General features: G+C 72.2%; 29 protein-coding genes and 1 pseudogene. 8 read left to right on the top strand and 22 right to left on the bottom strand.

Going from position 1 to position 25,587, the window contains the following annotated elements; genetic code table 11:
• Window positions 1-99 precede the first annotated feature (99 nt).
• The 5 genes and pseudogenes from MQP27_RS48905 to MQP27_RS48885 form a co-directional block, all read right to left on the bottom strand.
• Window positions 100-690: pseudogene (locus tag MQP27_RS48905) on the bottom strand (ABC transporter permease); the annotation flags it as partial.
• A gap of 20 nt (window positions 691-710) precedes the next feature.
• A complete protein-coding gene (locus MQP27_RS48900) occupies window positions 711-1,352 on the bottom strand; it encodes a PadR family transcriptional regulator (protein ID WP_242778426.1) in 642 nt (213 codons plus the stop codon).
• A gap of 24 nt (window positions 1,353-1,376) precedes the next feature.
• On the bottom strand, window positions 1,377-1,925 hold the full coding sequence (locus tag MQP27_RS48895; RefSeq protein WP_242778423.1) for a DinB family protein: 549 nt from the start codon (window positions 1,923-1,925) through the stop codon (window positions 1,377-1,379).
• A 119-nt stretch (window positions 1,926-2,044) separates the two neighbouring features.
• Window positions 2,045-3,505, bottom strand: coding sequence for an aldehyde dehydrogenase family protein (locus tag MQP27_RS48890; RefSeq protein WP_242778420.1), 1,461 nt, complete (start codon window positions 3,503-3,505; stop codon window positions 2,045-2,047).
• A gap of 112 nt (window positions 3,506-3,617) precedes the next feature.
• Window positions 3,618-4,454 carry a Sco1979 family transcriptional regulator gene (locus tag MQP27_RS48885; RefSeq protein WP_504979102.1) on the bottom strand — a complete coding sequence of 279 codons (837 nt, stop codon included), beginning with the start codon at window positions 4,452-4,454 and terminating at the stop codon, window positions 3,618-3,620.
• 322 nt (window positions 4,455-4,776) lie between these two features.
• On the opposite strand from MQP27_RS48885, the gene MQP27_RS48880 reads away from it, so the two are divergent.
• The gene (locus MQP27_RS48880; RefSeq protein WP_372511480.1) at window positions 4,777-5,298 is read left to right on the top strand and encodes an ATP-binding protein; all 522 of its coding nucleotides are present in this window, start codon (window positions 4,777-4,779) and stop codon (window positions 5,296-5,298) included.
• A gap of 67 nt (window positions 5,299-5,365) precedes the next feature.
• Here MQP27_RS48880 and MQP27_RS48875 read toward each other — a convergent pair whose 3' ends face one another.
• The 8 genes from MQP27_RS48875 to rpmG all read right to left on the bottom strand — a co-directional run bounded on the left by MQP27_RS48875 (window position 5,366) and on the right by rpmG (window position 8,920).
• On the bottom strand, window positions 5,366-5,584 hold the full coding sequence (locus tag MQP27_RS48875) for a DUF397 domain-containing protein (protein WP_242778638.1): 219 nt from the start codon (window positions 5,582-5,584) through the stop codon (window positions 5,366-5,368).
• A 169-nt stretch (window positions 5,585-5,753) separates the two neighbouring features.
• Window positions 5,754-6,242, bottom strand: coding sequence for an SRPBCC family protein (locus MQP27_RS48870; RefSeq protein WP_242778412.1), 489 nt, complete (start codon window positions 6,240-6,242; stop codon window positions 5,754-5,756).
• Window positions 6,239-6,592 carry an ArsR/SmtB family transcription factor gene (locus tag MQP27_RS48865; RefSeq protein ID WP_242778409.1) on the bottom strand — a complete coding sequence of 118 codons (354 nt, stop codon included), beginning with the start codon at window positions 6,590-6,592 and terminating at the stop codon, window positions 6,239-6,241. Before MQP27_RS48865 ends, MQP27_RS48870 begins: the two co-directional genes overlap by 4 nt.
• A gap of 10 nt (window positions 6,593-6,602) precedes the next feature.
• The gene (locus MQP27_RS48860) at window positions 6,603-6,974 is read right to left on the bottom strand and encodes a VOC family protein (protein ID WP_242778406.1); all 372 of its coding nucleotides are present in this window, start codon (window positions 6,972-6,974) and stop codon (window positions 6,603-6,605) included.
• A 76-nt stretch (window positions 6,975-7,050) separates the two neighbouring features.
• Window positions 7,051-7,284 carry a 30S ribosomal protein S18 gene (rpsR, locus tag MQP27_RS48855; protein WP_242778403.1) on the bottom strand — a complete coding sequence of 78 codons (234 nt, stop codon included), beginning with the start codon at window positions 7,282-7,284 and terminating at the stop codon, window positions 7,051-7,053.
• A gap of 5 nt (window positions 7,285-7,289) precedes the next feature.
• Window positions 7,290-8,495, bottom strand: coding sequence for a CobW family GTP-binding protein (locus MQP27_RS48850; protein ID WP_242778399.1), 1,206 nt, complete (start codon window positions 8,493-8,495; stop codon window positions 7,290-7,292).
• The gene (locus MQP27_RS48845; protein ID WP_242778396.1) at window positions 8,492-8,746 is read right to left on the bottom strand and encodes a type B 50S ribosomal protein L31; all 255 of its coding nucleotides are present in this window, start codon (window positions 8,744-8,746) and stop codon (window positions 8,492-8,494) included. The genes MQP27_RS48850 and MQP27_RS48845 overlap by 4 nt, the downstream gene beginning before the upstream one ends.
• A 9-nt stretch (window positions 8,747-8,755) precedes the next feature.
• Window positions 8,756-8,920 carry a 50S ribosomal protein L33 gene (gene rpmG, locus MQP27_RS48840; RefSeq protein WP_030573688.1) on the bottom strand — a complete coding sequence of 55 codons (165 nt, stop codon included), beginning with the start codon at window positions 8,918-8,920 and terminating at the stop codon, window positions 8,756-8,758.
• Window positions 8,921-8,995: 75 nt separating this feature from the next.
• Between rpmG and rpmB the strand changes: the two genes are divergently transcribed.
• From rpmB to MQP27_RS48820, 4 genes are all read left to right on the top strand, one after another.
• Window positions 8,996-9,232, top strand: coding sequence for a 50S ribosomal protein L28 (gene rpmB, locus MQP27_RS48835; RefSeq protein WP_242778393.1), 237 nt, complete (start codon window positions 8,996-8,998; stop codon window positions 9,230-9,232).
• Window positions 9,232-9,537 (top strand): 30S ribosomal protein S14, encoded by a 306-nt coding sequence (gene rpsN / locus MQP27_RS48830; protein WP_242778390.1) that lies wholly within the window; start codon window positions 9,232-9,234, stop codon window positions 9,535-9,537. Before rpmB ends, rpsN begins: the two co-directional genes overlap by 1 nt.
• Before the next feature lie 537 nt (window positions 9,538-10,074).
• Window positions 10,075-10,608: a hypothetical protein gene (locus tag MQP27_RS48825; RefSeq protein ID WP_242778387.1), complete on the top strand. Its 534-nt coding sequence runs from the start codon at window positions 10,075-10,077 to the stop codon at window positions 10,606-10,608.
• Between the two features lie 86 nt (window positions 10,609-10,694).
• The gene (locus MQP27_RS48820) at window positions 10,695-11,213 is read left to right on the top strand and encodes a DUF4232 domain-containing protein (protein WP_242778384.1); all 519 of its coding nucleotides are present in this window, start codon (window positions 10,695-10,697) and stop codon (window positions 11,211-11,213) included.
• A 9-nt stretch (window positions 11,214-11,222) separates the two neighbouring features.
• On the opposite strand, the gene MQP27_RS48815 is transcribed toward MQP27_RS48820, so the two are convergent.
• The gene (locus tag MQP27_RS48815; RefSeq protein WP_242778381.1) at window positions 11,223-12,350 is read right to left on the bottom strand and encodes a DUF2786 domain-containing protein; all 1,128 of its coding nucleotides are present in this window, start codon (window positions 12,348-12,350) and stop codon (window positions 11,223-11,225) included.
• Between the two features lie 60 nt (window positions 12,351-12,410).
• Window positions 12,411-13,373 carry a S41 family peptidase gene (locus tag MQP27_RS48810; protein ID WP_242778378.1) on the bottom strand — a complete coding sequence of 321 codons (963 nt, stop codon included), beginning with the start codon at window positions 13,371-13,373 and terminating at the stop codon, window positions 12,411-12,413.
• A gap of 111 nt (window positions 13,374-13,484) precedes the next feature.
• On the opposite strand from MQP27_RS48810, the gene MQP27_RS48805 reads away from it, so the two are divergent.
• Genes MQP27_RS48805 through MQP27_RS48795 form a run of 3 tightly spaced genes read left to right on the top strand, consistent with a single transcriptional unit; the run spans window position 13,485 to window position 16,617 of the window.
• The gene (locus tag MQP27_RS48805; RefSeq protein WP_242778375.1) at window positions 13,485-14,108 is read left to right on the top strand and encodes a LysE family translocator; all 624 of its coding nucleotides are present in this window, start codon (window positions 13,485-13,487) and stop codon (window positions 14,106-14,108) included.
• Between the two features lie 31 nt (window positions 14,109-14,139).
• A complete protein-coding gene (locus MQP27_RS48800) occupies window positions 14,140-14,871 on the top strand; it encodes a Clp protease N-terminal domain-containing protein (protein WP_242778372.1) in 732 nt (243 codons plus the stop codon).
• Between the two features lie 54 nt (window positions 14,872-14,925).
• Entirely contained in the window at window positions 14,926-16,617 is a 1,692-nt protein-coding gene (locus MQP27_RS48795) for a bifunctional 3'-5' exonuclease/DNA polymerase (protein WP_242778369.1), read from the top strand.
• A gap of 18 nt (window positions 16,618-16,635) precedes the next feature.
• Here the strand turns inward: MQP27_RS48795 and MQP27_RS48790 are convergent, their stop codons facing one another.
• The 7 genes from MQP27_RS48790 to MQP27_RS48760 all read right to left on the bottom strand — a co-directional run bounded on the left by MQP27_RS48790 (window position 16,636) and on the right by MQP27_RS48760 (window position 25,566).
• Window positions 16,636-20,397, bottom strand: a complete 3,762-nt coding sequence (locus tag MQP27_RS48790) for an AfsR/SARP family transcriptional regulator (protein WP_443735771.1) — start codon at window positions 20,395-20,397, stop codon at window positions 16,636-16,638.
• Window positions 20,398-20,808: 411 nt separating this feature from the next.
• Window positions 20,809-21,711, bottom strand: coding sequence for a glycosyltransferase family 2 protein (locus MQP27_RS48785; protein WP_242778364.1), 903 nt, complete (start codon window positions 21,709-21,711; stop codon window positions 20,809-20,811).
• A gap of 49 nt (window positions 21,712-21,760) precedes the next feature.
• Window positions 21,761-22,222: a DUF3052 domain-containing protein gene (locus MQP27_RS48780; RefSeq protein WP_242778361.1), complete on the bottom strand. Its 462-nt coding sequence runs from the start codon at window positions 22,220-22,222 to the stop codon at window positions 21,761-21,763.
• Window positions 22,219-22,458 (bottom strand): hypothetical protein, encoded by a 240-nt coding sequence (locus MQP27_RS48775; RefSeq protein WP_242778358.1) that lies wholly within the window; start codon window positions 22,456-22,458, stop codon window positions 22,219-22,221. Before MQP27_RS48775 ends, MQP27_RS48780 begins: the two co-directional genes overlap by 4 nt.
• Before the next feature lie 77 nt (window positions 22,459-22,535).
• On the bottom strand, window positions 22,536-23,927 hold the full coding sequence (locus MQP27_RS48770) for a YcaO-like family protein (RefSeq protein ID WP_242778355.1): 1,392 nt from the start codon (window positions 23,925-23,927) through the stop codon (window positions 22,536-22,538).
• Entirely contained in the window at window positions 23,927-24,220 is a 294-nt protein-coding gene (locus MQP27_RS48765; protein ID WP_242778352.1) for a hypothetical protein, read from the bottom strand. The genes MQP27_RS48770 and MQP27_RS48765 overlap by 1 nt, the downstream gene beginning before the upstream one ends.
• Entirely contained in the window at window positions 24,217-25,566 is a 1,350-nt protein-coding gene (locus MQP27_RS48760) for an MFS transporter (RefSeq protein WP_242778349.1), read from the bottom strand. The genes MQP27_RS48765 and MQP27_RS48760 overlap by 4 nt, the downstream gene beginning before the upstream one ends.
• Between the last annotated feature and the right edge of the window lie 21 nt (window positions 25,567-25,587).

The raw sequence follows: 25,587 nt of genomic DNA, 5'->3' as shown, positions 1-25,587 counted from the left end.
GCCCACGCCCTTAAGGCAGTGGGGGAGCACCAGACCCCGCTCGGCTTGGCCAGGAAGCACCGTTTCTTGCAGCCGACCTGATCCGCCGGACAGGCCCCAGCGGCTCATGTGCCCGAACTTCCGTGCCGCCAACGGGAAGAACACCGCCAGCAGGCCCAACGGCCATGCGACGGCCGCCCACACGTGTCCCGGTTCCCCGCCGGGGCCGCCCAGCAGGTCGCGTACGGCCGTCGCGGTCTGGGACATCGGGTTCCACTCGACGACCGTGCCGAGCCAGTCCGGCATCGACTCGGGCACGGCGAACGCGTTGGACAGGAAGCCGACGGGCCAGACCAGGATCTGCACGGCCTGCACCAGCTCCGGCTTCCCGGCGACCAGGGCCAGCTGGATGCCGATCCACAGCATGGCGAACCGGAGGAGCAGCAACAGGCCCATGGCGGCGAGGAATTCGGCCGGCGAGCCGTGCACGCGCCAGCCGAGCGCGTACCCGACGCCGACCAGAACCGCGAGGCCGACGGCCGACTGGAGCATGTCGGCGGCCGAACGGCCCACCAGGACCGCGCCGTTGGCCATGGGAAGAGACCGGAAGCGGTCGATCACGCCCTTGTCGAGGTCCCGGGTGACGTTGAGCATCGTGCCCTCCAGGCCGAAGGCCATGGTGAGCGCGAGCATGCCGGGGACCGGGAAGTCGCCCGATTGGTCAAACCTGATCAGTGAGCGTCCCCGTAGTGCGGCCGCCCGGTCGCGTACGGGTTCTCCTGGCCCTCCGCGAGGACACCGACGAACGGCTCGCCCTCCCCGGAGAAGGTGTAGGCCCCGCCTCGGATGCGTTCGATGAGCCCCCGGGTCCACTCGGCGCCGGTGTCGGCGGAGTGGACCCAGAAGTTCATGATCTCGCCGATGTGGCCGAGCTGACCGGGGCCGTCCTCGGGCGTGTAGTACTCCGTCACGGACTTGCGCCACGCCTCGATGCCGCGCACCCGCTCCTCCAGGAGCGCGACGACCTCCTCGCGGTCGAGGTCGACCATGAAGCCGAGCGCGGCCGTGAGCACGTCCGGCTTCTGGTCGTACGCCGTGAGGTACTGGCGCAGCAGCCGGAGGTACTCCCCGGTGCCCGCCTCGGTGATCTCGTACTCCGTGCGCGGTGGGCCGCCCGCCGTGGACGGCGCGATCTCGTGCGCGTGCAGCAGCCCCTGCTTGGCCATCTGCTTGAGCGCGTGGTAGATCGAGCCGGGCTTGGCGTTGGACCACTCGTGCGCGCCCCAGTACTCCAGGTCGTTGCGCACCTGATAGCCGTGGGCCCGCCCGTGCTGGCGGACCGCGCCGAGCACGAGGAGACGGATCGCTGACATGGGGCCAGCGTAGGACCCTTGACGTCAGCCCCAGCTCGTGCCCTGCTCCTTGGCGACGAGTTCGAAGGCGGTGGCGCCGTCGAGGGACTCGCGGATGATGTCGGCGTGCCCGGCGTGCCGGGCCGTCTCGCGGATCAGGTGCAGACAGAGCCAGCGGACGGAGACGCGGCCCTCGGGCGGGAACCAGGGGTCGTTCGGCAGCGGGAAGGTGTCGTCGAGGCTCGGTACGGAGCGGATGTACGCCTCGGTCTCGGCGGCGACCTTCTCCCAGTACGCGAGCTGGGACGCGACGGTCTCCCCGTCGACGAGCTGGAAGGTCTCGTGCCAGTTGGTCTCGTCCCGCTTGATCGCCGGCGGCTCCTGCTTGGCCCTGGCGATCCAGCCCTGCTCGACCTCGGCGACATGCTTGAGCAGCCCGGAGAGGGAGAGCTCGCTGGCGCTCGGCCTGCTCGCCGCCTGCTCCTCGGTCAGCCCGAGCAGTGCCCTGCGGATCCCGCCGCGCTGCTCCTCGATGAACGCGAGCAGTGCTCCGCGCTCGTCGCCCTGCGCCTCCGCGGGAACGTGAGTGACCATGACCGTCGCCTTTCGCCGGTGGCGGGGAGTCGTCCCCCTGCCTGACACCGACGAAGCTACGGGCCATTGAGGTCGGATGCTGTCCTCAATGGCCCGGGCTCAAGCACTTTGTCGAGCGCTCAGAACGGGAAGCCGCTCCGGCCGTGCTGCACCGAGATCCACTTCTGGGTGGTGAAGCACTCGACGGTGCCCTCGCCGTTCAGGCGGCCGATGCCCGAGTTCTTCTCGCCGCCGAAGGGGACGAGCGGCTCGTCGTGGACCGTGCCGTCGTTCACGTGGAACATGCCCGTGTCGATCTGCTTGGCGAAGGAGACGCCGCGCTCGACGTCGCCGGTGTGGACGGCGCCGCTCAGGCCGTACGGGGTGTCGTTGACGATGCGGACCGCCTCGTCCTCGCCGTCGAAGGGGATCACGAAGGCGACCGGGCCGAAGACCTCCTGGCGCAGCAGGGCCGAGTCGGCGGGGATGCCGGTGAGGACCGAGGGCTCGATGAGGTTGTCGGTGGTCGCGCCGCGCAGCAGGGCGGTGGCGCCCTCGGTGACCGCCTGGTCGACGACGCCCGAAATGGCCTCCGCCTGCGAGGAGTTGATCACCGGGCCGATGACGGTGGCCGGGTCGCTCGGGTCGCCCACCTTGAGGGTCTTCACCTTGGCGACGAACTTCTCGGTGAACTCGTCGGCGATCGAGCGGTCGACGAGGACCCGGTTGGCGGCCATGCAGACCTGGCCCTGGTGGACGTACCGGCTGAAGACCGCCGCGTCGACCGCGTAGTCGATGTCGGCGTCGTCGAGGACCACGATGGCGCTGTTGCCGCCCAGTTCGAGGACCGAGCGCTTGAAGTTCGCGGCGCAGACCGTGGCGACGTGCCGGCCGACCTTGTCGGAGCCGGTGAAGGAGATGACCTTGGGGATCGGGTGCTCGATGAAGGCGTCGCCGATCTCGGCTATGTCGGTGATGACGACGTTCAGGAGGCCGCCGGGCAGGCCCGCGTCCTCGAAGAGCTTGGCGACCAGGGAGCCGCCGGTGATCGGGGTGTTCTGGTGCGGCTTGAGCACCACGCCGTTGCCGAGCGCGAGGGCCGGGGCGACCGACTTCAGCGAGAGCAGGAAGGGGAAGTTGAAGGGGCTGATCACGCCCACCACGCCGACCGGGACGCGGTAGAGGCGGTTCTCCTTGCCGTCCACCGGCGAGGGCAGGATCTTGCCCTCGGGGCGCAGCGCCCACTGGATCGACTCGCGCAGGAACTCCTTGGCGAGGTGCAGTTCGAAGCCGGCCTTCAGATAGGTGCCGCCGAGCTCGGCGATGATCACCTCGGTGATCTCCTGCTCGCGCTCCTCGATCAGGCGCAGCGCCTTCTCCAGGACGGCACGGCGGGCGTAGGGGTTCGTCTTCGCCCACTGCTTCTGGGCCCTGGCGGCCGCCTTGTACGCCTCGTCGACCTCGTCGACCGTGGCTATGGTGATCGACGCCAGCTTCTCGCCGTCGTACGGGTTGAAGTCGATGATGTCCCAGGAGCCGGTCCCCGGGCGCCACTCACCGTCGATGTACTGCTGGGCCAGGTCGGTGAAGTACGACGACATGTGATCCCCAAATCACTAGCAGACACGCGATCTACATCACGGACTGATCACACGTCATCGTACTTGTGACGCAGGAGAGTTGGGGACGCTGAGCGAGGTTCTGGGGAAAACCCTAGGAGAGCTGGAGGAGACCTCGTAGAAGATCCCGGCTCTCGTCCGGACCGGGGCTGTCCTGCTGGAGCTCCTTGAGCGCCTTCTCGTACTGGGCCACGTCCTCGCGCTTGTCCAGGTAGAGGGCGCTGGTGAGCTGTTCCAGGTAGACGACGTCGGTCAGGTCGGACTCGGTGAAGGAGAGGATCGTGAAGGCGCCGCTCTCGCCGGAGTGGCCGCCGAAGCTGAACGGCATGATCTGCAGCCGTACGTTCGGATGCTCCGAGACCTCGATCAGGTGCTGGAGCTGACCGCGCATCACCTCGCGGTCGCCGTACGGACGGCGCAGCGCGGCCTCGTCGAGGACGATGTGGAAGTCGGGGGCGTTCTCCGAGACGAGGTACTTCTGCCGCTCCAGGCGCACGGCGACCCGCTTCTCGATCTCGGACTCGCTCGCGCCCTTCATGCCGCGCTTGACCACTGCACGTGCATACGCCTCGGTCTGCAGCAGCCCGTGCACGAACTGCACCTCGTACGCCCGGATGAGCGAGGCCGCGCTCTCCAGGCCCACATAGGTGGGGAACCAGCTCGGCAGTACGTCCGAGTAACTGTGCCACCAACCGGCCACGTTGGCCTCCCGGGCGAGGGAGAGGAGCGAGGTCCGCTCCACCTCGTCGGTGATGCCGTACAGCGTCAACAGATCCTCTACGTCCCGTGTCTTGAAGCTCACCCGGCCCAGTTCCATCCGGCTGATCTTCGACTCGGAGGCGCGGATGGAGTACCCCGCCGCCTCACGGGTGATGCCGCGCGCCTCGCGCAGCCGCCTGAGTTGCGAGCCGAGCAGCATGCGCCGCACCACCGATCCGGGCTCTCCCACGCTCACGTTCGCCAGCCTCCCCAACCGCCTTCAGGGGCCGAAGTCTGCCACTAAAACACTCCGAGCAGTACTCGTCCGATTACAGAGAAGGAAAAGAGCCAAAGATTCTGCACAGGAAACGGGAAGGAGTTGGCAAGTAGGGGGAGGGAAGTTGGCGGAAAAAATGACCAACAAACGGTACGGGGGCCTCCATATCGGTCACGTGCACGTGCATCTGCACCTTGCATCTGCACCCCACATCCGAAACCATGGTCCCGCGCAACCGCTGCATCGCAACGACCGCGAATTCCCGGGAGTGCCTCGCATGGGGACGAATGGATCGACCATGCTCGAGCCGTTACGGCAGGGCCTTCCGCCGCTTGATCCCGCGGCCGTGTCCAACGCCGCGTCGTGTGCTCTGCCCGCCCGCTACGAGGCGGTGCGCGAGGCGAGACTCTTCACCCGCAGGACACTCGACCAGTGGGACATGGGCGACCGCTTCGACGACATCTGCCTGGTGGTCTCCGAACTCGTCACCAACGCCCTGCGGCACGCGCTGCCGGCCGGCGCCGTGTGCACGGTCGAACAGACGCCGTCCGTACGGCTGCACCTGATGCGCTGGCCCGAGCGGCTGGTGTGCGCGGTGCGCGACCCCAGCCCGGAGAGCCCGGTCGAGCGCGAGACCGAGGACTTCTCGGCGGAGTCGGGCCGCGGCCTGTTCCTCGTCGACTCCTTCGCCGACGGCTGGGGCTGGCACCCGCTCGCGGGCACCCTCGGCGGCAAGGTGGTCTGGGCCCTGTTCCAGCTGCCGAACCCGCAGGCCGGCGCCGCAGACCGCACCGAGTGAGGCACCGCGGCGTTTTTCGACGCCGCGGTTCTACGCGCGTTACGCCATCGGTCCGGGCCTTGGACCGTCAGCCCGCCACGAGGTGGTCGAACTCGCCGTCCTTGACGCCCGCGAGCATCGCCACGATCTCCGCGCGCGTGTAGACGAGCGCGGGTCCGTCGGGGAAGCGGGAGTTGCGCACGGCCACGTCCCCGCCGGGCAGCCGGGCGAACTCCACGCAGGAACCCTGCGAGTTGCTGTGCCGGCTCTTCTGCCAGGCCACCCCGTTCAGCTCCGTGGCTGCCATGCCGTTGTACACGTCGTGGTCCACAGGTCGCTCCCGTGTGGTGCGGTGGCCTTGGGGCCATTGATGCAGAGGTCAACTGTTCCGGATCATAGCCCTGTTCACGTGCAGATGCATGAGCAGATGCACGTGCACGCGGGGTGTTCCCGTGGTTACAGCTTTGACGGCCCCTTTACCGGAGTCGCTCCAGCGTGTGCCCCAAAGACCGCAGGACATGCGACCGCCAGCCGCTGCCCATGATCCTCCGCGCCATCAGCTGCGCCGGATCGTCGGGATCGAATCCCTCGTGCACTAGGAAGAGACGCGTACCGCGCCCTTCCTGTTCCAGCGTCCACGTGATGGTCCAGTCCGCGGGATTGGCCGGATCGGCGTCGGCCCACCGGACGGACAGCATCCGCTCGATGTCGTAGGCCAGGACCTGCACGTCCACGACACCGGAGAAGTCGGTGTTCGGCCGCGGTACGGAGGTCAGCCGATAGCGGTGGCCGACCTCCAGACGGAAGTCCTCGGCTCCCTGCATCTGCCACTGCACGAGCAGCTCGGGCTCGGTGAGGGCGCGCCAGACCTTGGCGGGCGGGTGCGGGAAGAACTGGTCGACGCGGATGACGGTGAGGTCCTCGGCGGGCTCGCCGCCCGGTGCGGCGTTCGGTTCGGTGCTCATGTCGCGCCATCGTCCGGCATGCGGTCGAGCAGCTCGCCGAGGCCCTTCAGACGCTCGCGCCAGAACCGCTCGTACGGATGGAGCCAGTCCTGCACCTCGGCGAGCGGGGCCGCCTCCAGACGGTAGATGCGCTGCCGGCCGGAGCGCTGCTCGGAGACCAGGCCGGCGTCCCGGAGCACCTTGAGGTGCTCGGACAGGCTCGGCCGGCGCATGTCGAAGTGGTCGGCCAGGGCCTGCACGGGCTGCGGGCCGCCGTCGCGCAGCAGCCGCAGCACCTCGCGGCGGGTGGCGTTGGCGAGCGCGGCGAAGACCTGGTCCTCGACGGCCTCGCGGGCCCCGGCTCCGGTCATGCGGGCCTTCCTACTGGTGTGCCTCCGTCAGCAGCATCAGACCGTTGCCGTCGGGGTCCGCGAAGGAGGCCATCCGGCCCCACGGGAACTCGCCGGGCCCTTCCACCGCGACCCCCGCCTCCGCGAGCCGCGCGCAGTCCGCGTCGACGTCGGTCGTGACCAACATGATCCCCTGCGCCGAACCGGCCTCGAAACCACCCATCCCCGGACCGGACAACGTGAACACGGTCTGTGCCCCCTTGGGCGCCACCTGGAGCCAGCGGCCCTGCGGCAGATCCAGGTCGGCGGTGACCTCGAAGCCGAGCAGATCCCGGTAGAAGCGCAGGGCGCGGTCCTGGTCGGAGACGGGGAGGGTGACGAAGGAGGCGTGGGTGATGTTCATGGGGACGACGATAGGTAGGAGATTCCCTACATGTCAATCGTAGGGAATCTCCTACCTATACGGCCTGGCCTTGGCTTCACCTGCTGGAGTACGGCAGCAGCGCCATCTCCCGCGCGTTCTTGATCGCGCGGGCCAGCTGGCGCTGCTGCTGGGTGGTCACGCGGGTGACGCGGCGGCTGCGGATCTTGCCGCGGTCGGAGATGAACTTCCGCAGCAGGTCGGTGTCCTTGTAGTCGATGTACGTGACGCCGGCCGCGTCCAGCGGGTTGGGGCGGTTCTTGGCGGGCTTGCGCTCGGGCTTGCGGACCATGGGGTTCAGACCTCCAGGAGGGTGTCGAAGGCGGGCGGCAGCCGCTTCCAGGCGTCCCGCCCGGCGGCGTACTCGGCGTCGGTCAACAGGCAGGACTCCAGGAGCCGTTCGAGCCCGTCGCGGTCGAGGCCGGGCGAGGTGAAGACGAGGTGCTGGCAGCGGTCGCCGTGCTCGGGGTGCCAGTCCAGCGCGGCGGCGGCCCGGCGCACGGGCGGCACCATGTCCCAGGCGCCGTCCGGGAGCGACGCGAGCCACGGCCCGACGCCCTCCACGCACAGCGCCCCGCCGGCCGCGTCCCAGTGCAGCAGCGTGTCCGGCCGGTCGGCGAGCCAGAACCGGCCCCGGCTGCGGGCGGCCGCACAGGTCAGATCCTCCAGCGCCTCGTACAGCCGCTCCGGGTGGAAGGGCCGCTCCCGATGCCATACGAGGGTGCAGACGCCGTGCGCGTCGGCCTCGGCGGGGAGCAGGGCGCAGGCCGGGTGCTGGGCGGCGGCGGCCGCCTCGACGTCGAAGCCGGCGAGGGCGGCCCGGGCCAGCGGGGTGGGCGGGAAGACCGACGGGGAGGTGTTGTGGAGGGCCTGCGGACGGGTCGGTGCAATTGCGGATGCCTGGGAGGGAGCGTCCCGCACGGGCACTTGGCGGGCCGTCGGATGCAGCTGGGCGAGCAGCTCGCGGTCCTCGTCATCCGCCTCCGGTGAGTCGGTGACGGCGAGGACGGGGGCGTACTCCAGCTGGCGGGCGAAGGTGTCGGCGACCGTGCGCTGGTCGGTGGCGGCCGCGGCGAGGCCTCGTTCGGCGAGGTCGTCGCCGTTGCCGAGGTAGGGCAGGACCAGGGCCGGGTCCACGGCCGTGATCACGCCGGTGACGGTCAGGCCGCCGGCCGCCACCACCTCCGCCATCGCCTTGGGCTCGACGGAGTCCCAGAGTTCGACGACGGCGAGCCGGGTGGTGCCGTCGGCGGCGAGGCGGCGCAGCTCGGGGACGAGGTCCTCGCGCAGGGCGCAGCACGCGCAGTCGTTGACCAGGGGTGTCTCGCCGGCCGAGCGGATGCCGGTCGCGTCGCGGATCGTGCGGACGACCGTGCCCGCGGCGGCGGTTGCCAGGTCGTGGTGGAGTACGACGCTGCCGGGCACCTCGGTCAGCAGCCGGGCGACCGTCGCCCGGCGGGCGTCGGCGTGCAGCCCGCCGACGATCGCCACCGAGAGGCTCACGCGCCGCCCCGCTTTCCGAAACGACGCTCGAAGCGCTCGACGCGGCCGGCGGTGTCCAGGACGCGGGCCGTGCCGGTGTAGAAGGGGTGGCTGACGTTCGAGATCTCGACGTCGACGACCGGGTAGGTGTTGCCGTCCTCCCACTCGATCGTCTTTCCGCTCGTCATCGTGGAGCGGGTGAGGAAGGCGTGGTTCGCGGCGCGGTCACGGAAGACGACGGGGCCGTAGGGCGGGTGGATTGCCTTGCGCATGGCGGTGGTTCAGCGCTCCTCTCGGAAGTCGACGTGGCGGCCTGCGACCGGGTCGTACTTGCGCAGCGTCATGCGGTCCGGGTCGTTGCGGCGGTTCTTGCGGGTCACGTAGGTGTAGCCGGTGCCGGCCGTCGACCGGAGTTTGATGACCGGGCGGAGTTCGTTGCGTGCCATGCTGGTATCTTACTGAAAATGAATTCCATTAGCGACAGGGCTTCTGGGATCGCTTCAGGAGAGGTACGTCACTCGATGTCCGCGCACTGCATGCTGACCGGGGCACGGCCAGGCTTCGGCAACCGCGTCTCCCACTCCCACCGGCGGACCTCGCGCCGCTTCGACCCGAACGTCCAGAGCAAGCGGTACTGGCTGCCGAGCGAGGGCCGTCATGTGCGGCTGCGGCTGAGCGCGCGGGGGATCAGGACCGTCGACGCGATCGGCGTTGAGGCGGCCGTGGCGCGGATCCGGGCGCGGGGGGTGCGGGTCTGATGGCGAAGAAGAGCAAGATCGCGAAGAACGAGAAGCGGCGGGAGGTCGTCGCGCGGTACGCGGAGCGGCGGGCCGAGCTGAAGGAGATCATCCGGCGACCGACGTCCACGGAGCAGGAACGGCTGGCGGCCCAGCGTGAGCTGCACCGCCAGCCGCGGGACGCGAGCGCGACGCGGGTACGGAACCGGGATCAGGTGGACGGGCGACCGCGGGGGTATTTCCGGGCGTTCGGGCTGTCGCGGGTGGGGCTGCGGGGGCAGGCGCATGCGGGGTATTTGCCGGGGGTGCGGAAAGCGTCTTGGTGAGGGGGTAGGGGCGACGGGGGGCTGGGGTGCGGGAGCGCGGGGCCGCGGGGCGCGGGAGCGCGGGGCCGCGGGAGCGCGGGGCCGCGGGAGCGCGGAGCCGCGGGAGCGCGGAGCCGCGGGAGCGCGGAGCCGCGGGGCGCGGGGCGCGGAGCGCGGGGCGCGGAGCGGGGGAGGTGTTCGGGGCGCCTATCGGCCAGGGGGTACGGAAGTCGTCCCGGTGAGGGGGGTAGGGGCGATGGGGCGGCTGGAGCGAGGAGGGTTCGGGGCGCCCTGCAGCACGGGCGTGCGGGGGCGTTCAGCGGCTGGGCGGGCGGCGCTTTCTGGTTGTCGGGTGCCGTTGCTGCCGGATGCCGGGGGGCGGGGTGCTCGGCAGCCGCGGGGGCGGGCTCGCCCGGGGCTGGGAGGGTGTGAGTCCTTCCGGTAAGGCTCACAGGTGCTTCCCATGGGTGGGACGGGTGGGGCTGGTAGCTTGCTGCGGGCGTCGGGCTTTGGCGTCCGGCGGTCCGGTCTCGGCACGCTACAGCTTGGGAGCTTCCTGTGACTTCGGCGACCTTCACGCGTCCCGCCCGCACGGCGTCGCGCCGGCAGCTGCGGATCGCTGCCGCCGCCGCAGGGTTGACCGGGGCACTCGTACTGACCGGTTGCAGCAGCGGTGGCGACTCTGACGACGACTCCTCGGCCAGCGCAAGCACGAGCGCCTCGGCGACGTCGACCGCCGACACCGGCGGCAGCAGCGGCGAGGCGACGGCCGCCTCCGACGGGCTGCAGGGCAGCTGGCTCGCCACCACCGGCGGCAAGGCCGTCGCCCTGGTGATCACCGGCAAGGAGGCCGGCCTCTTCTCCACCGGCGGCTCCGTGTGCAGCGGCACCGCGGGCAAGGAGGCCGGGATGGAGATGATCCACCTGACGTGCACGGACGGCAGCAAGGACCGGGCGACCGGCATGGTCGACTCCGTCAACTCGAAGTCCATGGCGGTCACTTGGTCGGGGAGTCTCGGCAAGGAGACGTTCACCAAGTCGGAGGGCGGGAAGCTGCCGACGGGCCTGCCCACGGCGAGTCTCGGGCAGTAACCCCGTTTCGCCGGTCCATGGCTCCGTACGTGATGATCCATGGACTCGATCCGCGGCCTCACGCCCCGAAGCACCCAAGGAACCACATGCGCGCCACCCACGTCACCGTCGCCGCCCTCGCCGCGGCCCTCCTCCTGACCGCCTGCGACGACAACGGCGGTGACGACGGCGCCGCGAAGAAGACCGGCGACGCGTGTGTCCTGGACTCGCTCGGCGTGGACGTCGCCGCGAGCGCGGCCCCGTCCGCCGGCGACACCGGGAACGTGACCGTCACCCTCACCAACCGCGACACCAAGTGCACGCTGAAGGGCTTCCCCGCCGTCGACCTCTACGCCGGGAACGTCTCCACGACCGTCCCGACCGACAAGGCCGCGACGCCCGAGAAGCTGACGCTCGCCAAGGACGCGACGGCCTCCTTCACGATCACGTACACCCGCGGGGAGGCGGGCGGGAAGGCGAGCCTCCCGGTGAAGACCGTGAAGTTCACCCTGCCCGGCTCCACCGCCGACCACAGCTTCACCTGGTCCTACGGCGAGGTCGCGACCAAGGGCGACGGGAACGCGCCGAACGCCTCGGTCACGCCGTTCACCCAGGCCGGCGACTGACGGTCCGCCTCACGGCAGCCGTGGCCGGGCCCCCACCTGGGCCCGGTCCGCGGCCTCGGCGCCCTCCGTCCAGCCCGCCTCGTCGCTCACCCCGCGCAGCCGGGTCGTGGTCGTGCTCGGGAACAGCCGGTCCGTCTGCGCCGTGACCGCGACCTCGCGCGAGGCCAGCACCGGCAGCAGGTCGTCGGTCACCTGGGTCTCGGCGGCGGCCGCGAGCCGGGTGCCTATTCGGTGGGCGTACGCCGCGAGGAACGACTGCCGGAAGGTCTTCGTACGGCCCCGGCCCCCGGCCCGCTGCGCCGCCTCTGCCTTTGTCATCGCGCGCGTGGCCTGTACGAGCAGCGAGGTGTAGAGCAGCTCGACGGCCTCCAGGTCGGCCTCGAAGCCGACGACCGTGGAGAAGCACAGCGGTTCGTTCCACACGGCCCGGCAGTGGTTGGCGGTGGCGACCGCGTCCAGCAGGACCGCCTTGGCCTGCTCGTACGGCGGCTCGACACCGATCCGGCAGGCGCCCGGGGCGTCCTTCGCGGGCGCCCGGGCCGCGAGCAGCGCCTCGTCGATGCTGTGCCGGGCCGACAGCTCCTGCGCCTTGGCGGTGAGCGCCTCCGCCTCCTCCGGGAAGCCGGTCGCCTCGGCCTTGGCGAGCAGCGCGCGGATACGGGTGAGCATGCGGGACTCGGACGGGGTCGCGGAGTGCCGGGCGGGCTCGTCCAGCGGCTCCAGCGTGGGCAGGCGGAGCAGCAGGCGGTACAGCTCCAGGACCGTGGTGGCGTGCGAGAAGCGGTCGGTGCGGGGTGGCCTGCCGGCTTCGGCGGCCTCGGCCGCGAGTTCGTCGAGCTGCGCGGTCCAGCGGGGGCCGCGCGGGCGGTCGTCCGGCTGCTGCGCGCGGATCAGCGCGGACACCAGCCGCACGTGTACGTCGTCCAGCTCGCGGCGCACGATCCGGACCACGTCGGCGGGCTGCCAGCCGCGCCCCCAGGCCGACGCCACGAACTCCCGCCCCCGCCGGTCCAGTTCCCCGTCGGCGCCGGGGTCGGCGGCCAGCATCGAGGCGCCGGCGTCCAATGCGGCATCGGACTCGGCGTACAGCGCGACCTCGAAGGCCCGCTCGACGGTGCTGGGCGTACTGCTGCTCACACGTCGATCGTGCCACGGGGCACTGACAACGGGTGCGGCCGCTGATCCGGAAAGGATGGATCAGGCGGGCCGGTCGGGCAGGGACCGGATCAGCGTCAGGGTCCGGTCGACCGCCTCCGGCGCCGGGCAGGGGACGTCCGGCAGGACTCCCGTGCCCTCCCAGTTCGTGCCGGAGACCGGGTTGATCGCCCGGGCCACCGGGATGGTGGCCTCCAGGTTGGGGTGGACGGTCCAGCCCTCGCGCGGGTGGGCGCCGCCCCGGGTCGGCTCGCCCACCACGGTCGCGCGGCCCAGCTGCTGGAGGTCGTAGGCCAGTTCCTCGGCGGCGGAGAAGGTGCGGGAGCCGGTGAGGACGTAGAGCGGCTTGGTGCCGCCGAAGCGGGCGCCGGGGACGTGCGGCTGCGTCCAGTACTGGTCGTAACGGTCGCCCACGCGCGCGTACAGGGTGTTCAGGTGGGTGCGCTCGTCCAGGAGGTAGCTGCAGATGTGGGCGACGGCGTCCGGATCGCCGCCCCTGGTGGACCTGAGGTCCAGGACCAGGGCGTCGGCGCGGGCGACCAGGGTGAGCGCCGCGGTGAGCGGCTCGGCCGACCAGGCGAGCGGGAAGAGGACGGGGGCGAGTTCGAGGAGCGCGGTGCCGCCGTCGAGCAGTTGCATACGCGGGACGCCGCCCAGGGAGGCGTCGAACTCGCGGCGCATGGCGGCCTCGGCGGCCTCTCCCCTGCCCTGCGGTACGCGCTCCGGGTGGTACATGAGGCGCAGGTGCGGGTCGCTGTTGAGCGACTGCAGATCGGCGCTGACCAGAGAGCCGAGTTCCTCGGCGTTCGCGACGTCGTACGCCCCCTCGGCCAGCCGTCGGCGCAGCAGGGCCGCCAGTTGTTCGGCGACGTCCGGGAAGACGTAGTGCTCGGTGAGCAGCCGGGCCGTCTCGTCCACGATCGCCGGAACATCCGTGACGGGGACGGGAGTTGCGGCGGCGGGTTCGGTGAGACCCGTTCCGGGCGGCGTTGTGGTCGTGGTCATGGCAGCTGAGTCAACCACCGTCCACCCGCGCCCCACACGGCGTTTTCCAGGACTCGTCTCACTCCCCGAAATTCGCTCGCCACACTCCCCCGCGGTTTCGAGCATGGCCCCATGGTGGACTTGTCTTCGTACGCGGCCTTCCTCGTGGCCGCCTTCGCGCTCTGTGTCACCCCCGGCCCCGACATGATGTTCATCGTGGCGATGGGGGGCCGCGGCGGACCACGGACCGGGGTGCTGGCGGCGGCCGGGGTGGCCTGCGCGATGTTCGTGCACACGGTGGCCGCCGCGCTCGGTCTGTCGGCGCTGTTCCTGTCGTTGCCGACGCTGTACCACGCGCTGCGCTGGGCGGGCGCGGCCTATCTGCTGTACCTCGCGGTGAAGGCCTTCCGGGACCGCGGGGACCCGGCTGGGGAGGGCGGGCCGGCGGAGCCGGGGCGGCGGCGGGCCTTCTGGCAGGGGGCCGTGACCAATCTGCTCAACCCCAAGGTGATCCTCTTCAATGTGGCCTTCCTGCCGCAGTTCGTGGACCCCGGACTCGGCCATGTGCGCGAGCAGTTCCTGGTCTTCGGGCTGACCATCACCGTCATGGGGTTCTTCGTGGACGGCTCGATCGGCCTGCTGTCCGGCAAGCTCTCCGCCCTGCTGCGGCGCAGCCGGCGGGTGGCGCGCGGGCTGAACATCTTCACCGGGACGGTCTTCACGGGCCTGGCGATCCGGCTGTCAACTCAAGGTTGACACCCTTCTGTCGTCAACCTACGGTTGACACATGTCGACGAACCCGAACCCCGTCACGTCATCCGTGCGTCTCGACGACCTCATCGCGGCCATCAAGAAGGTCCACTCCGAACCCCTCGACCAGCTCCAGGACGCGGTGATCGCCGCGGACCACCTCGGCGAGGTGGCCGACCACCTGATCGGCCACTTCGTCGACCAGGCCCGCCGCTCCGGCGCGTCCTGGACGGACATCGGCCAGAGCATGGGCGTCACGCGGCAGGCCGCGCAGAAGCGGTTCGTGCCCAAGGAGTCGACCGGCCTGGACCCCAACCAGGGCTTCGGCCGCTACACCCTGCGCGCCCGCAACGTGGTCATGACCTCGCACAACGAGGCCAAGTCCGCACCCCACACCGAGGTGCTTCCCGCCCACCTGGTCCTCGGCCTGCTCGCGGAACCGGACGGGCTGGCCGCCAAGGCGATCGTCGCCCGGGGCGTCACCCTCGACGCGGTGCGGGAAGCCGCGCAGGCCGCGCTGCCGCCCGCCGCGGCGGAGGGCCCGGAGCTCGTGCCGTACTCCTCCGACGCGAAGAAGGTCCTGGAGCTGACCTTCCGTGAGGCCCTGCGCCTGGGCCACAACTACATCGGCACCGAGCACATCCTGCTGGCCCTGCTGGAGTTCGAGCACGGCAGCGGAGTCCTGTCCGGCCTCGGCGTCGAAAAGGAGGCCGTGGAGAGCGAGCTGGCGCGGCTGCTGGAGGGGTATCTGCAGGCCCCGCCCGCCTAGACCCGTATCCGCAGGTCCGAGCCGTTGTCAGACCCTCCTGCCACACTCGCAACCATGACCGACCGCTGGGCACTCGCTCCGGCCGAGGACGGTGGCGTGGAGCTCGCCCCCCTCGGCCCGGACGGGCTGCTCGCCGGACCGGTGCGGCGGGAGGCGGACCTGGCCGGGGCGGTACGGGGGCGGCCCGAGGTCGGCCGGTGGGTCTGGCGGTCCACACCCGAGGTCTATCCGCGCCTGCTCGCCGCGGGGGTGCGAGTGGAGCGGTGCTACGACGTCGAGGACGCCGAGACCCTCCTGCTGGGCCACGAGGGGCGGTACGGCGAACCACGCTCGGCCGCCGCCGCCCTGGCCCGGCTGCGCGGCGGCCCCGTACCGCCCGATCCGCCCCAGCGCTCGGCCGAACCAGGCCTGCAGTCCTCCCTCTTCGAACCCCGCACCATCCCCGTACCGCTCCCGGACCTCGTCGAGGTGTACGCCGAGCAGCAGCGCCGGCACGACACCACCGCCCACCCCGACCGCATGCGGCTGCTGACCGCGGCCGAGTCGGCGGGGATGCTGGTCGCGGCCGAGATGAACCACGCCGGGCTGCCGTGGAGCGCGGACGTGCACCGGCAGGTGCTGCACGAGATGCTCGGCGAGCGGTACGCAGGCGGTGGCGAGCCCCGCCGCCTGGCCGAGCTGGCCGACGAGGTGTCCGCGGCCTTCGGGCGCCGGGTCCGGCCCGATCTGCCCGCCGACGTCATCAAGGCCTTCGCGCAGGCCGGGATCAAGGTGCGCTCGACCCGGCGCTGGGAGATCGAGTCCATCGACCACCCCGCCGTGAAGCCACTGGTCGAGTACAAGAAGCTGTACCGGATCTGGGTCGCCCACGGCTGGTCCTGGCTGCAGGACTGGGTGCGCGAGGGGCGGTTCCGGCCCGAGTTCATGGCGGGCGGGACCGTAACCGGCCGCTGGGTCACCAATGGCGGGGGCGCGCTCCAGATCCCCAAGGTGATCCGCAGGGCCGTCGTCGCCGACCCCGGCTGGCGGCTGGTCGTGGCCGACGCCGACCAGATGGAGCCGCGCGTCCTCGCGGCCATCTCCCGCGATCCCGGCCTGATGGAGGTGGCCGGGCGCGAGAGCGACCTCTACCAGTCCGTCTCCGACCGGGCCTTCTCCGGCGACCGGGCCCAGGCCAAGCTGGCCGTGCTCGGCGCGGTCTACGGCCAGACCTCTGGCGACGGCCTCAAGAACCTCGCCGCGCTCAGACGCCGCTTCCCCAGGGCGGTCGCGTACGTCGACGACGCGGCGCGCGCGGGCGAGGAGGGACGGCTCGTACGGACCTGGCTGGGCCGGACCTGCCCACCCGCGGCCGGGGCGCGCGACGGCCTCGGCGACGAGGCGGGCATACCGCAGGACGAACCGGCTGAACAGCCCGCCGAGCAGGGCTGGATGCCCGGTTACGCCTCCACCGACGCTCGCGCGCGGGGCCGCTTCGCCCGCAACTTCGTGGTCCAGGGCAGCGCGGCCGACTGGGCCCTGCTGCTGCTCGCCGCACTCCGCCAGGCGTGCGCGGACATGGCCGCCGAGCTGGTCTTCTTCCAGCACGACGAGGTGATCGTGCACTGTCCCGAGGAGGAGGCGGCGACGGTCGTGACGGCGATCCGGGAGGCGGCGGAGCTGGCGGGGCGGCTGACCTTCGGGCGGACGCCGGTGCGGTTTCCGTTCACGACGGCGGTGGTGGAGTGCTATGCCGACGCGAAGTGAGGCCTCAGGGCCCGCTCATCACCGTACGGCCGCCTCGGCGAGCAGCTCTCGCAGCTCCGCCACCACCGCCTTCTCGTCCGTGCCGTCGAGGGCGTCGAGGGCCGTGCGCCACTGTGCGTACGCCTCCTCGGTGCGGCCCCGTTCGCGCAGCAGGAGTCCTTGCTGGTGGCGGGCGAGACCGCCGGTGTAGCGGTCGGCGCGGGCGTCGGCGCGGCGCAGCAGTTCGGCGCACTCGTGGCCGGAGTCTTCGGTACGGCCCAGCAGGCGCAGGGCGCGGACCAGGCCGAGGCGGGTCTGGGACTCGCCGTGCCAGTCGCCGTGGCCGCCGAGGACACGCAGGCTCTCCTCGAAGTGCGGGAGGGCGGCGGCCGGTTCGCCGAGGGTGAGGTGGGCGTAGCCGATGTTGCAGTGCGCGGAGTGCTGGACGATCACGGCGCCGAGCTCGGTGGCGATGGCGAGGGAGCGGCGGTGCTGCTCGATGGCGGCGCGCGGGTCGGTGTGCTCGTAGAGGTTGCCGAGGTGGCTGTGGGTCACGGCCTCGCCGTGCGGGTCGTTCAACCGCCGTGAGTACTCCAGGCTCCGGCGCAGGGCGAGGCCCGACTCCTCGTAGCGGCCGAGGCCTTCGAGCAGCAGGCCGCGGTTGTTGAGGCAGCGGCGCATCCAGGAGAGGCGGCCGAGCCGGGACCAGATGGCCAGGGCCTCGTCGTTGAGGGCGAGGGCCTCGCTCTGGCGGCCGGTCAGGAAGTGCAGACCGGCCAGATCGCCCAGCGCGTACGCCTCGGCGGCCTCGTCGCCGAGACGCCGGGCCACGCGGAGGGCGGCGGCGCCGAGCGCCTCCATCTCGGCGACGCGGCCGCTGCGGCGGACGTACGGGAAGAGGAGACGGATCAGCGCGGAGACGCGGGCGGCGCGGACCGCGTCGGGGTCGTCGGCGTACCGCTCGACCAGCGTCACGACGTTCTCCAGCTCCATGTCGCCCCAGGCGAAGGCCTGTTCGGCGGACTCGAAGGAGGGGAGTGTGTCGAGTTCGGCCAGGTGGTCCGGGGGCTGGGCGGCGGTGGGGCGGCGGCGGTCGTCCTGGTCGAGGCCGGGGTCGACGATGGCGGTGAGGAGGCGTTCGGCCACGGCGGCGTACCAGCGGAGGGCGGTGTCGGCGGGGGTGTCGGCGCCAGTGCCGCTGCCGGAGCCGGTGACCTTGTCGGTTTCGGGCTCGGCGTCGGCTTCGGGTTCCGTGTCGGCGAGTTCGCGGGCGAAGTCGCGGACCAGGTCGTGGGGGGTGTAGCGGCCGTATGTCGTTTCCTCCAGGAGGGCCACGTCTACGAGGCGGTCTAGGGCGGCTTCGGCGTGGTGCGGGTGGGTGCCGGTGAGGCGGGCGAGGAGGGGGGCGCCGTAGGTGGGGAGGTCCAGGGTGCCTACGCCGCGGAGGAGGAGGGCGGCGTCGCGGTCTGCCGGGCGGTCCGAGGCGGCGAGGGCGTCGTGGGCGACGGCGAGGGAGCGGCGGACGCTGAGGTCGTCGTACTCCAGGTGGTGCAGGCGGCCTTCGGTGGCGGTCAATTGGCGGGCCAGGACGTCCGGGGTGAGGGCGTGCCGGGCGGCCAGGCGGGCGGCGACGATGCGGAGGGCCAGGGGGAGGCGGCCGGTGAGCTCCACGAGGGGGTGCGCCGCGTCGAGGTCGTCGGCGTGCCGGCCGGAGAGGGAGCGGAGCAGGGTGGCGCTCTCCTCGGCGGAGAGAGGGGTGAGCGGGAAGCGGCGGGCGCCGTCGAGGGCGGTGAGTGGGGAACGGCTGGTGACGATGACCGCGCAGCCGGGGCCTGCCGGGAGGAGGGGGCGCACCTGGGCGGCGGTGGCGGCGTCGTCCAGGAGGAGGAGGGTGCGGGTGGGGGCGAGGAGGGAGCGGAGCAACGCGCTTGCGGCGTCGGGGTGTTCGGGGATGTCGCGGGGGTCCGTGCCGAGGTCTCGGAGGAGGGCGGTGAGGGCGTGGGTGGGGGTGAGGGGGGTCATGCCTGGGGTGGCGCCGTGCAGGTTCAGGTAGAGCTGGCCGTCGGTGAAACGTTCCCGCAGGTGGTGGGCGGCGTGTAGGGCGAGGGCGGTTTTACCTACGCCGGCCATGCCGCTGATGACGGTGACGGTGGGGGTGGGGGTGGGGGTGGGGGTGGGGGTGAGGGTGGAGGTGCGGCGGGGGGGGGGGGGGGGGAGGTGGGGGGGGGGGGGGGGGGAGGGGGGGGGTGGGGGGGGGGGTGGGGCGGGTGCGGGTGTGTGGGAGCGAGGGTTTGGGTTCCCACCCGCACCACCCGTGCGGCTTTCGTCGTCGAGTGCGGGTGGCCCCTGTGGGGCGGAGTCGCCGTCGGCGGGTGCGAGGTGGTCGTGGGGGGTGGGCTGCCCGGCGGCGGGGGCGGGGTGATCATGCGGGGTCGTCAGCCCAGCGGCGGGGGCGGGGTGATCGTGCGGGGTCGTCTGCATCACGCCGCGGCCAGAGTGGTCGTGCGGGGTCGTCTGCCCGGCGCAGTGGGCGAGGTGGTCGTGCGGGGTCGTCCGCCTCGCGCCGCGGGTGGATTGGTCGTGCGGGGTCGTCTGCCCGGGGCAGTGGGCAGAGTGGTCGTGCGAGGTCGTCCGCCCCGCACCACGGGCAGCGTGGTCCTGCGAGGGCGTCAGCCCCGCACCACGCGCGGAGTGGTCCCGCGAGGTCGTCAGCCCTGCGCCACCGGCGCAGTCATCCTGCGAAGTCGTCAGACCCGCGCCACCGGCGCAGTCGTCCCGCGAAGTCGCCGGCCCCGCACCACGCGCGGAGTGATCGTGCGGGATCGTCTGCCCCGCGTCACGCGCGGAGTGGTCCCGCGAAGTCGCCAGACCCGCGCCACCGGCGCAGTCATCCTGCGAAGTCGTCAGACCCGCACCCCCAGCCCAGTCGTCCCGCGAGGTCGTCAGACCCGCACCCCCAGCCCAGTCGTCCTGCTCGCGGCGCTCGTGGGTCTCCGGTGGGCGGCGGAGTATTTGCATGTGGGCTTCGCGTACTGCCTGGCCCGGTTCTATGCCCAGTTCGTCCAGGAGGCGGGTGCGGAGGTCTCGGTGGGTGGCCAGGGCCTCTGGCTGGCGGCCGGTGCGGTGGAGGGCCAGCATCAGTTGGCGGTGGTAGGACTCGCGCAGGGGGTGTTCGGCGGCCAGGGCCGAGAGTTCCGGTACGAGGGTGTCCAGGCGGCTGCCGCCGAGGGCGAGTTCGGCGTCGTAACGCCACTCCAGGAGGAGCAGTCGCGCCTCCTCGAAGCGCTGGACGTACGCGTAGCCGGCGGCGTCGGTCGGCAGGCCGCTCAGGGGTCTGCCGCGCCACAGCGCGAGCGCGGCGGCGCACTCGCGTACGACCCGCTCCCAGTTGCGGGCGCCGTACGCGCCACGGGCCGCCGCGAGGTGGCGTTCGAAGACGTGGACGTCCAACTCGCCCGGCTCCACGCGCAGTACGTAGCCGGGCGGCACCGCGCGCAGCCGTTCGGGGTCGTCGAGGAGCCGGCGCAGCCGGGCCACGTGATTGTGCAGCGAGGCCTGTGCGGAGGCCGGCGGTGCGCCGCCCCACAGCACGTCCTTGAGGGCCTCGACGGAGACGACCCGCCCGGCTTCGAGGAGCAGCGCGGCGAGCAGGGCGCGCACCTTGGGGCTGCCGATGGCCCGGACGCCGGCCTCCTCGCCGGCACCGCCGCTCGGCTCGCGCGCGCCGAACTCACCGACGTCGTACAGAACCGGCGGGCCCAGCAGTCCGAACCGCAGCCCGTTCCGCCTCACGACGCCCACTGCCTTTCCGCGCGCCGTAGCGACCACGGACCGCGCTCCATGAACCGAACCCGTCGTTCTTGGCGGAATTCCGCCCTCCGTGCGGCGGTTTTCCGCCGGCTCTTCCCGGCCTCGGCTTCCGCCGGAATCCGCTACGGTTCCAGCCTCCGCGGCACCGCCGTGCGGCGGCTTCAGGCCAGTCGGCCGTCGGTGCGACGCGGAACCGTTGGCCACATGTTAGCGATCCGTTGGCGCGACCTGATGTGATCACATCACGGAACCGGCCCGGGGGTGCGCGCGTACGACGCGTTGCTCGGGGGAGTGACGCCGCCGAGGCCGGATCCGGGGACGCGAGAGGGTCCCGGTCGGCGGAGGTGAACGGCCGGGATCCTCGTCCCTCACCGTCAGCGGGCAACGACCCGCCCGCGATCCTCAGATGACGGGCGGGCGCCCCAGCCGCGACAGCCGCCAGACCGTGCGCCAGCGCATGGGCCGCCGTTCCCCGGCGGGTTCCCGCAGGCCCTCCACGAAGCCGCCGAACCAGGCCCGCAGCCCTTCCCGGGAGCGGGTCCGCAACAGGGTGAGCGCCGTCCAGATGCCCAGGTGGACGGGGATGAGCGGCAGCGGCAGGCGGCGGCGGACGAGCCACACCCGGTTCCGGGCGTTCACCCGGTAGTAGATGGCGTGGCGGGCGGGTGACGTCTTCGGGTGCTGGAGGAGGATCTCGGGGGCGTAGAGGATCTTCCAGCCCGCGTCGGCCGCCCGCCAGGCCAGGTCGATCTCCTCGTGGGCGAAGAAGAACTCGGCGGGCCAGTCGCCGACCTCGTTGAGCATGGCCGTACGGAGGGCGTGGCCGCCGCCGAGGAATCCGGTGACGTATCCGCCGCGCAGCGGATCGGAGGCGCCGACGCGCGGCACGTGCCGCTGCTGGGTCTCGCCGTGCTCGTCGGCGATGCGGAAGCCGACGATGCCGAGGCGGGGGTCGGCCGTGAACAACTCCCCCACGCGGCGCAGCACGTCGACGTCCACGAGGAGGCCGTCGTCGTCCAGTTCGACCACGATGTCGACGTCGCCGAAGTCCCTGAGCCGGGCGAGGGCCTGGTTGCGGCCGCCGGGGCAGCCGAGGTTCTCGTCGAGTTCGAGGAGGGTGACCTCGCCGGGGAGGGCGAGGCGGGCGGCGAAGTCGGGCAGCGGGCAGCCGTTGCCGACGACGACGATCCTGGCGGGGGCGTGGTCCTGCTTGGCGACGGACTCCAGCAGGGCCTCGACCTCTGCGGGGCGGTTGCCCATGGTGACCACGGCGACGGCGATCCTCGGCGCGTTGCACTCCTCCATGAGCTCACCCCGTCCGGCCGCCGAAAACTCCCGGCGCGATGCTAGCCGTTCACGGTAAGGACTTCTTAAGTACGCCCTCGCGCCGGTTCTCCTTGCGCCGTACGAACTTCAGCCCCGACCAGTCCTCCCCCAGCGCGGCGACCTTCACGTCGACGACGCCGAGCGGGAGGAAGAGGTCGCGCAGGTCGTTCTCGGCGATGTCGCTGACGTGCCCGGCGGCCCTGCGGGGCCAGGCGATCCAGAGCATGGCATCGTCGGCGAGTTCGGCGACCAGGGCGGGGGCTTCGGCGGCCAAGGTGGCGTGCTCGCGGTAGAAGGCGACGGTGACGTCCGCGTCGCGGGGGCCGCCGGGGGCGGGGGTGACGCCCTCGGGGAGGCCGGGGATGTCGAAGGCGTCCGGGGCGTGTCGGAGGGCGACCCGGTGGCCGGCCTTGATTCCGATCTTCTTGGCGAGGGGCGTACCGGAGTACCCGCTTCCCCCGCTTCCCGCACTTCCACGGTCAGCGCTCAACGGTCTCCCTGCCCGGTACGCCGGCGGCTTCCGGCCCCGACCATCTCCGGAACCACCCCGAACACGACGATCAGCGACACGGCCATCGTCACGGAGTACCGCCAGGACTGGTCCACCCACAGATACGCCACCATGGCAGCACCGCCGAAGACCGTCCCCGCGAGCCCGGCCCTGACCACTCGCCGCGCCCACGGCGCCCGCATCCGTCCGCCCATCCGTCTCCGTCCAGCGTCCATCCGGCGTCCATCCGCCATCCGTCATCCGTCATGCCGACTCAGTACCACAGAAGGGCGGACCGTGTTCCCCGGCGGGCTCAGGAGTGCGGCATCGGGAAGGTGTTGAGGTCCTCCTCGCGCAGCGGGGTCCGGCGTCGGCCCAGGCGGACCGCGGTGTCCTGCATACGGCGGCGGCCGAGCGGCAGATAGGCGGCGGGGGCGACCCCGGCCGTCCCCGGGACGACGACCCGCAGCACCCGCATCCCCGCCTCGGCCGCCTCCGGGGTGGTGAGATCCACGGTCACGACGTCGTACCCGGCGGCGGCGACCCGGCCGACCAGCCCGGCCGCGTCGTACCGCGGGCGCCGCGCCGGTCCGGTCCAGGAGCCCTCGGGCAGGTCCCAGGCCCAGGGGGCCACGCGGTCGGCGGCCCGGCGGTCCAGATAGAGCTGTTGCTGGCAGATCTGCTCGACGGCGTCCGAGCCGTCGGCGCGGTAGTCGTCCAGGTAACGGCGGTCACGGCGCCAGGGTTTCAGCGGCGAGGGCCGGCCCGGGGTGGCCGGGCGCGTCGCCGGATCGTCCAGGACCCGGCAGGTGATCTGCAGGGTGTGCGCCTCGGCGAGCGCCTTGGCCGCGGCCTCCTCCTCGTCCGCGCGGGCGGCACACCCGTAGGTGAGCCATCCCTCGGCCCTGCTGCGCACCCCGGCGGCGATCACGGGGACGCCGAACTCGTTGTCGATACGGACCAGTCGGGTCTCGAAGGCGCGCTCGGCGCCGTCTCCCAGGGCGCTCAGCCGGTCCGTCGGCCGAAGCGCGGGCAGCGCCGTGGCGTTGGCCCACCACACGGCGACGGCGTCCCGTTCGATGACCTCTTCGAGGGCGGAGAGCAGCGCGAAGTCCGCGGTGGGGCCGGCGGCGATGCCTCCGATCACGGGGAAGGCGTAGAAGGGTTCCGGGTGCGGCCGGGGCATCCGTGCCCACGCCGTGTAGACCATGAACGCGGGTACCTGCACCGGTTCGCCGTCGACGGCGCTGCGGCCCTCGACCCAGTGGGCGGGCGAGTCGGGCCGGAAGGGCCGGAACGGAAAGCCCGCGGTGGCGTACTGGCGGTCCGAGTGGAGCACCAGCGTCCGCGGCTCCAGGGCGCGCAGTCCGCGCCGGGTGAGCTGCTCGTACGAGCCGTGGACGGTCCGTGCGGGCGGGCAGGTTCCGCAGAAGCGTTCCACGGCCTCGCCCTCGGCGGACCGTACGGCCTGCTCCGGGCTCTCCCAGGAGGTTCCGAAGGACTGCCGGTCGGTCTGCCACGGCAGGCGTTCGGTGGCGTCCCGCAGCTCGGACACGGCCAGGTGCAGCCGGGGCGGGGTGCCGCCGTAGCCGCTGAACACCTGTGTCCCGGCGACGATGGCGGACAACGGGCCGGAGCCCGGCTCCGGACGGTTGGTTCCGTCCGGAGCGGGCTTCGGGTGCTGGCTGGTCTGGCTGGTCTGCATTACGCGGCGTACGCCGAGACACAGGTGTTGGGCGTGAACGCCGCTACACAGGTGTTCGGGGCGTACGCCGGAGCACAGGTGTTGGGCGTGAACGCCGCTACACAGGTGTTCGGGGCGTACGCCGGAGCACAGGTGTTGGGCGCGAAGGCCGGGGCACAGGTGTTCGGGGCGTATGCCGGGGCGCACGTGTTGGGCGTGAACGCCGAGACGCAGGTGTTCGGGGCGAAGGCCGAAACGCAGGTGTTCGGGGCGAAGGCCGCGACGCAGGTGTTGGGGGTGATGCGCTCGCTCATGCGGAGTTCCTCTCGATGATGGTGTCCCGTCCGGGGAGGGACCGGGACGGCCGGCGCGACCCGTTGTCGCGTCGGCGGCTCCGCACGGCGGGCGCCGTGCGGAAGTTCTCGGGGTGCGGGGTGCCGCCGCGGGCCGTGCGCAGGATCAGGGCGCAGCCGAGGCCGGCCCCGACGCCCGCCGCCGCGCACAGGGACCAGAGGGCTCCCGCACCGGCGTGGTCGAGCACCCAGGTGCCGCCGGCCGGCCCGATGAACGCGGCGGCGGACCAGGCGGTCCCGTACGCGCCCTGGTAGCGGCCGCGCCGGTGGACCGGGGCGAGTTCGGCGGAGACGGCACCCGCCAGCGGGGCGTAGAGCATCTCGCCGGCCGTCCAGACGACCACCGTGCCCACGAGCGCCGGCGTGCCCGTCGCCAGGCCGGTGAGCCCGAAGCCGACGCCCACGAGGACTCCTCCGGCGAGCAGCACGGCGGCCCGTGAGCGGCCCGCGGCCAGCTTCGTGACCGGCAGTTGCAGCAGGACGACGAGCAGCGCGTTCAGCGCCATCAGCAGGCTGAAGGTGGCCGCGCTGTGGCCGTGCCCGGTGACCACGACGGGCAGGGCCGCGGCCTTCTGCTCGTACACGGCGGCGAAGACCAGCGTGAGCAGGACGAACAGCAGGAAGGGGGCGTCCTTGCGCAGCGGCACCGGAGAACCGGCCCGCGCCGTCTCCCGCCGGGCGCGGTCCGCCGGGCGCGGCAGTACGGGCCGAGTCTCGGGGACCTTCGCCAGTACGACCGCCCCGCACAGCAGGGTGGTCGCGGCGTCGGCGAGGAAGAGCAGGGTGTAGCCGTGCTCCACCATCAGCCCGGCGAGGACGGCGGAGACCGCGGTGCCGGTGTTGACGGCCCAGTAGTTGTAGGCGAAGGCACGCGGCCGGTCGGCGGACGGGACCAGGTCGGCGAGCGAGGCCTGGGCGGCCGGCCGCACCGAGGCGGCCCCGAGTCCCACGGCGAACGCCGCCGCGCTCACCGTCGCCCGGTCCGTGCCGAGCCCGAGCAGGACCATGCTCGCGGCGGTGAGGCAGTGGCCGGCGAACATCGTCCGCCGGCGCCCGATCCGGTCGGCGAGGATGCCGCCCGCCGCGGAACCCGCGATGGCTCCGGCGCCGAGCAGCGAGACCACGAAACCCGCGTACGACACGGAGTAGCCGCGGGCGTCGGTCAGTGAGAGGGCGAGGATCGGCCCGGTGAAGGCGCCCAGCCAGTTGACGAGAATGCTCGTCCAGATCCACCAGTACGCGCCGGGCAGGCCCAGCGGGCCGACGGGCGGGCGGCCGGACGCGGCCGGCGCCGTCGATGCGCCCATGCCTTCCTCCGTGTTCGATGT

Source organism: Streptomyces cylindrosporus, assembly GCF_022698165.1.
Lineage (GTDB): Bacteria > Actinomycetota > Actinomycetes > Streptomycetales > Streptomycetaceae > Streptomyces > Streptomyces cylindrosporus.
Note: the sequence above shows the minus strand (reverse complement) of the source record. Positions and strands in the feature narration are given on the sequence as shown.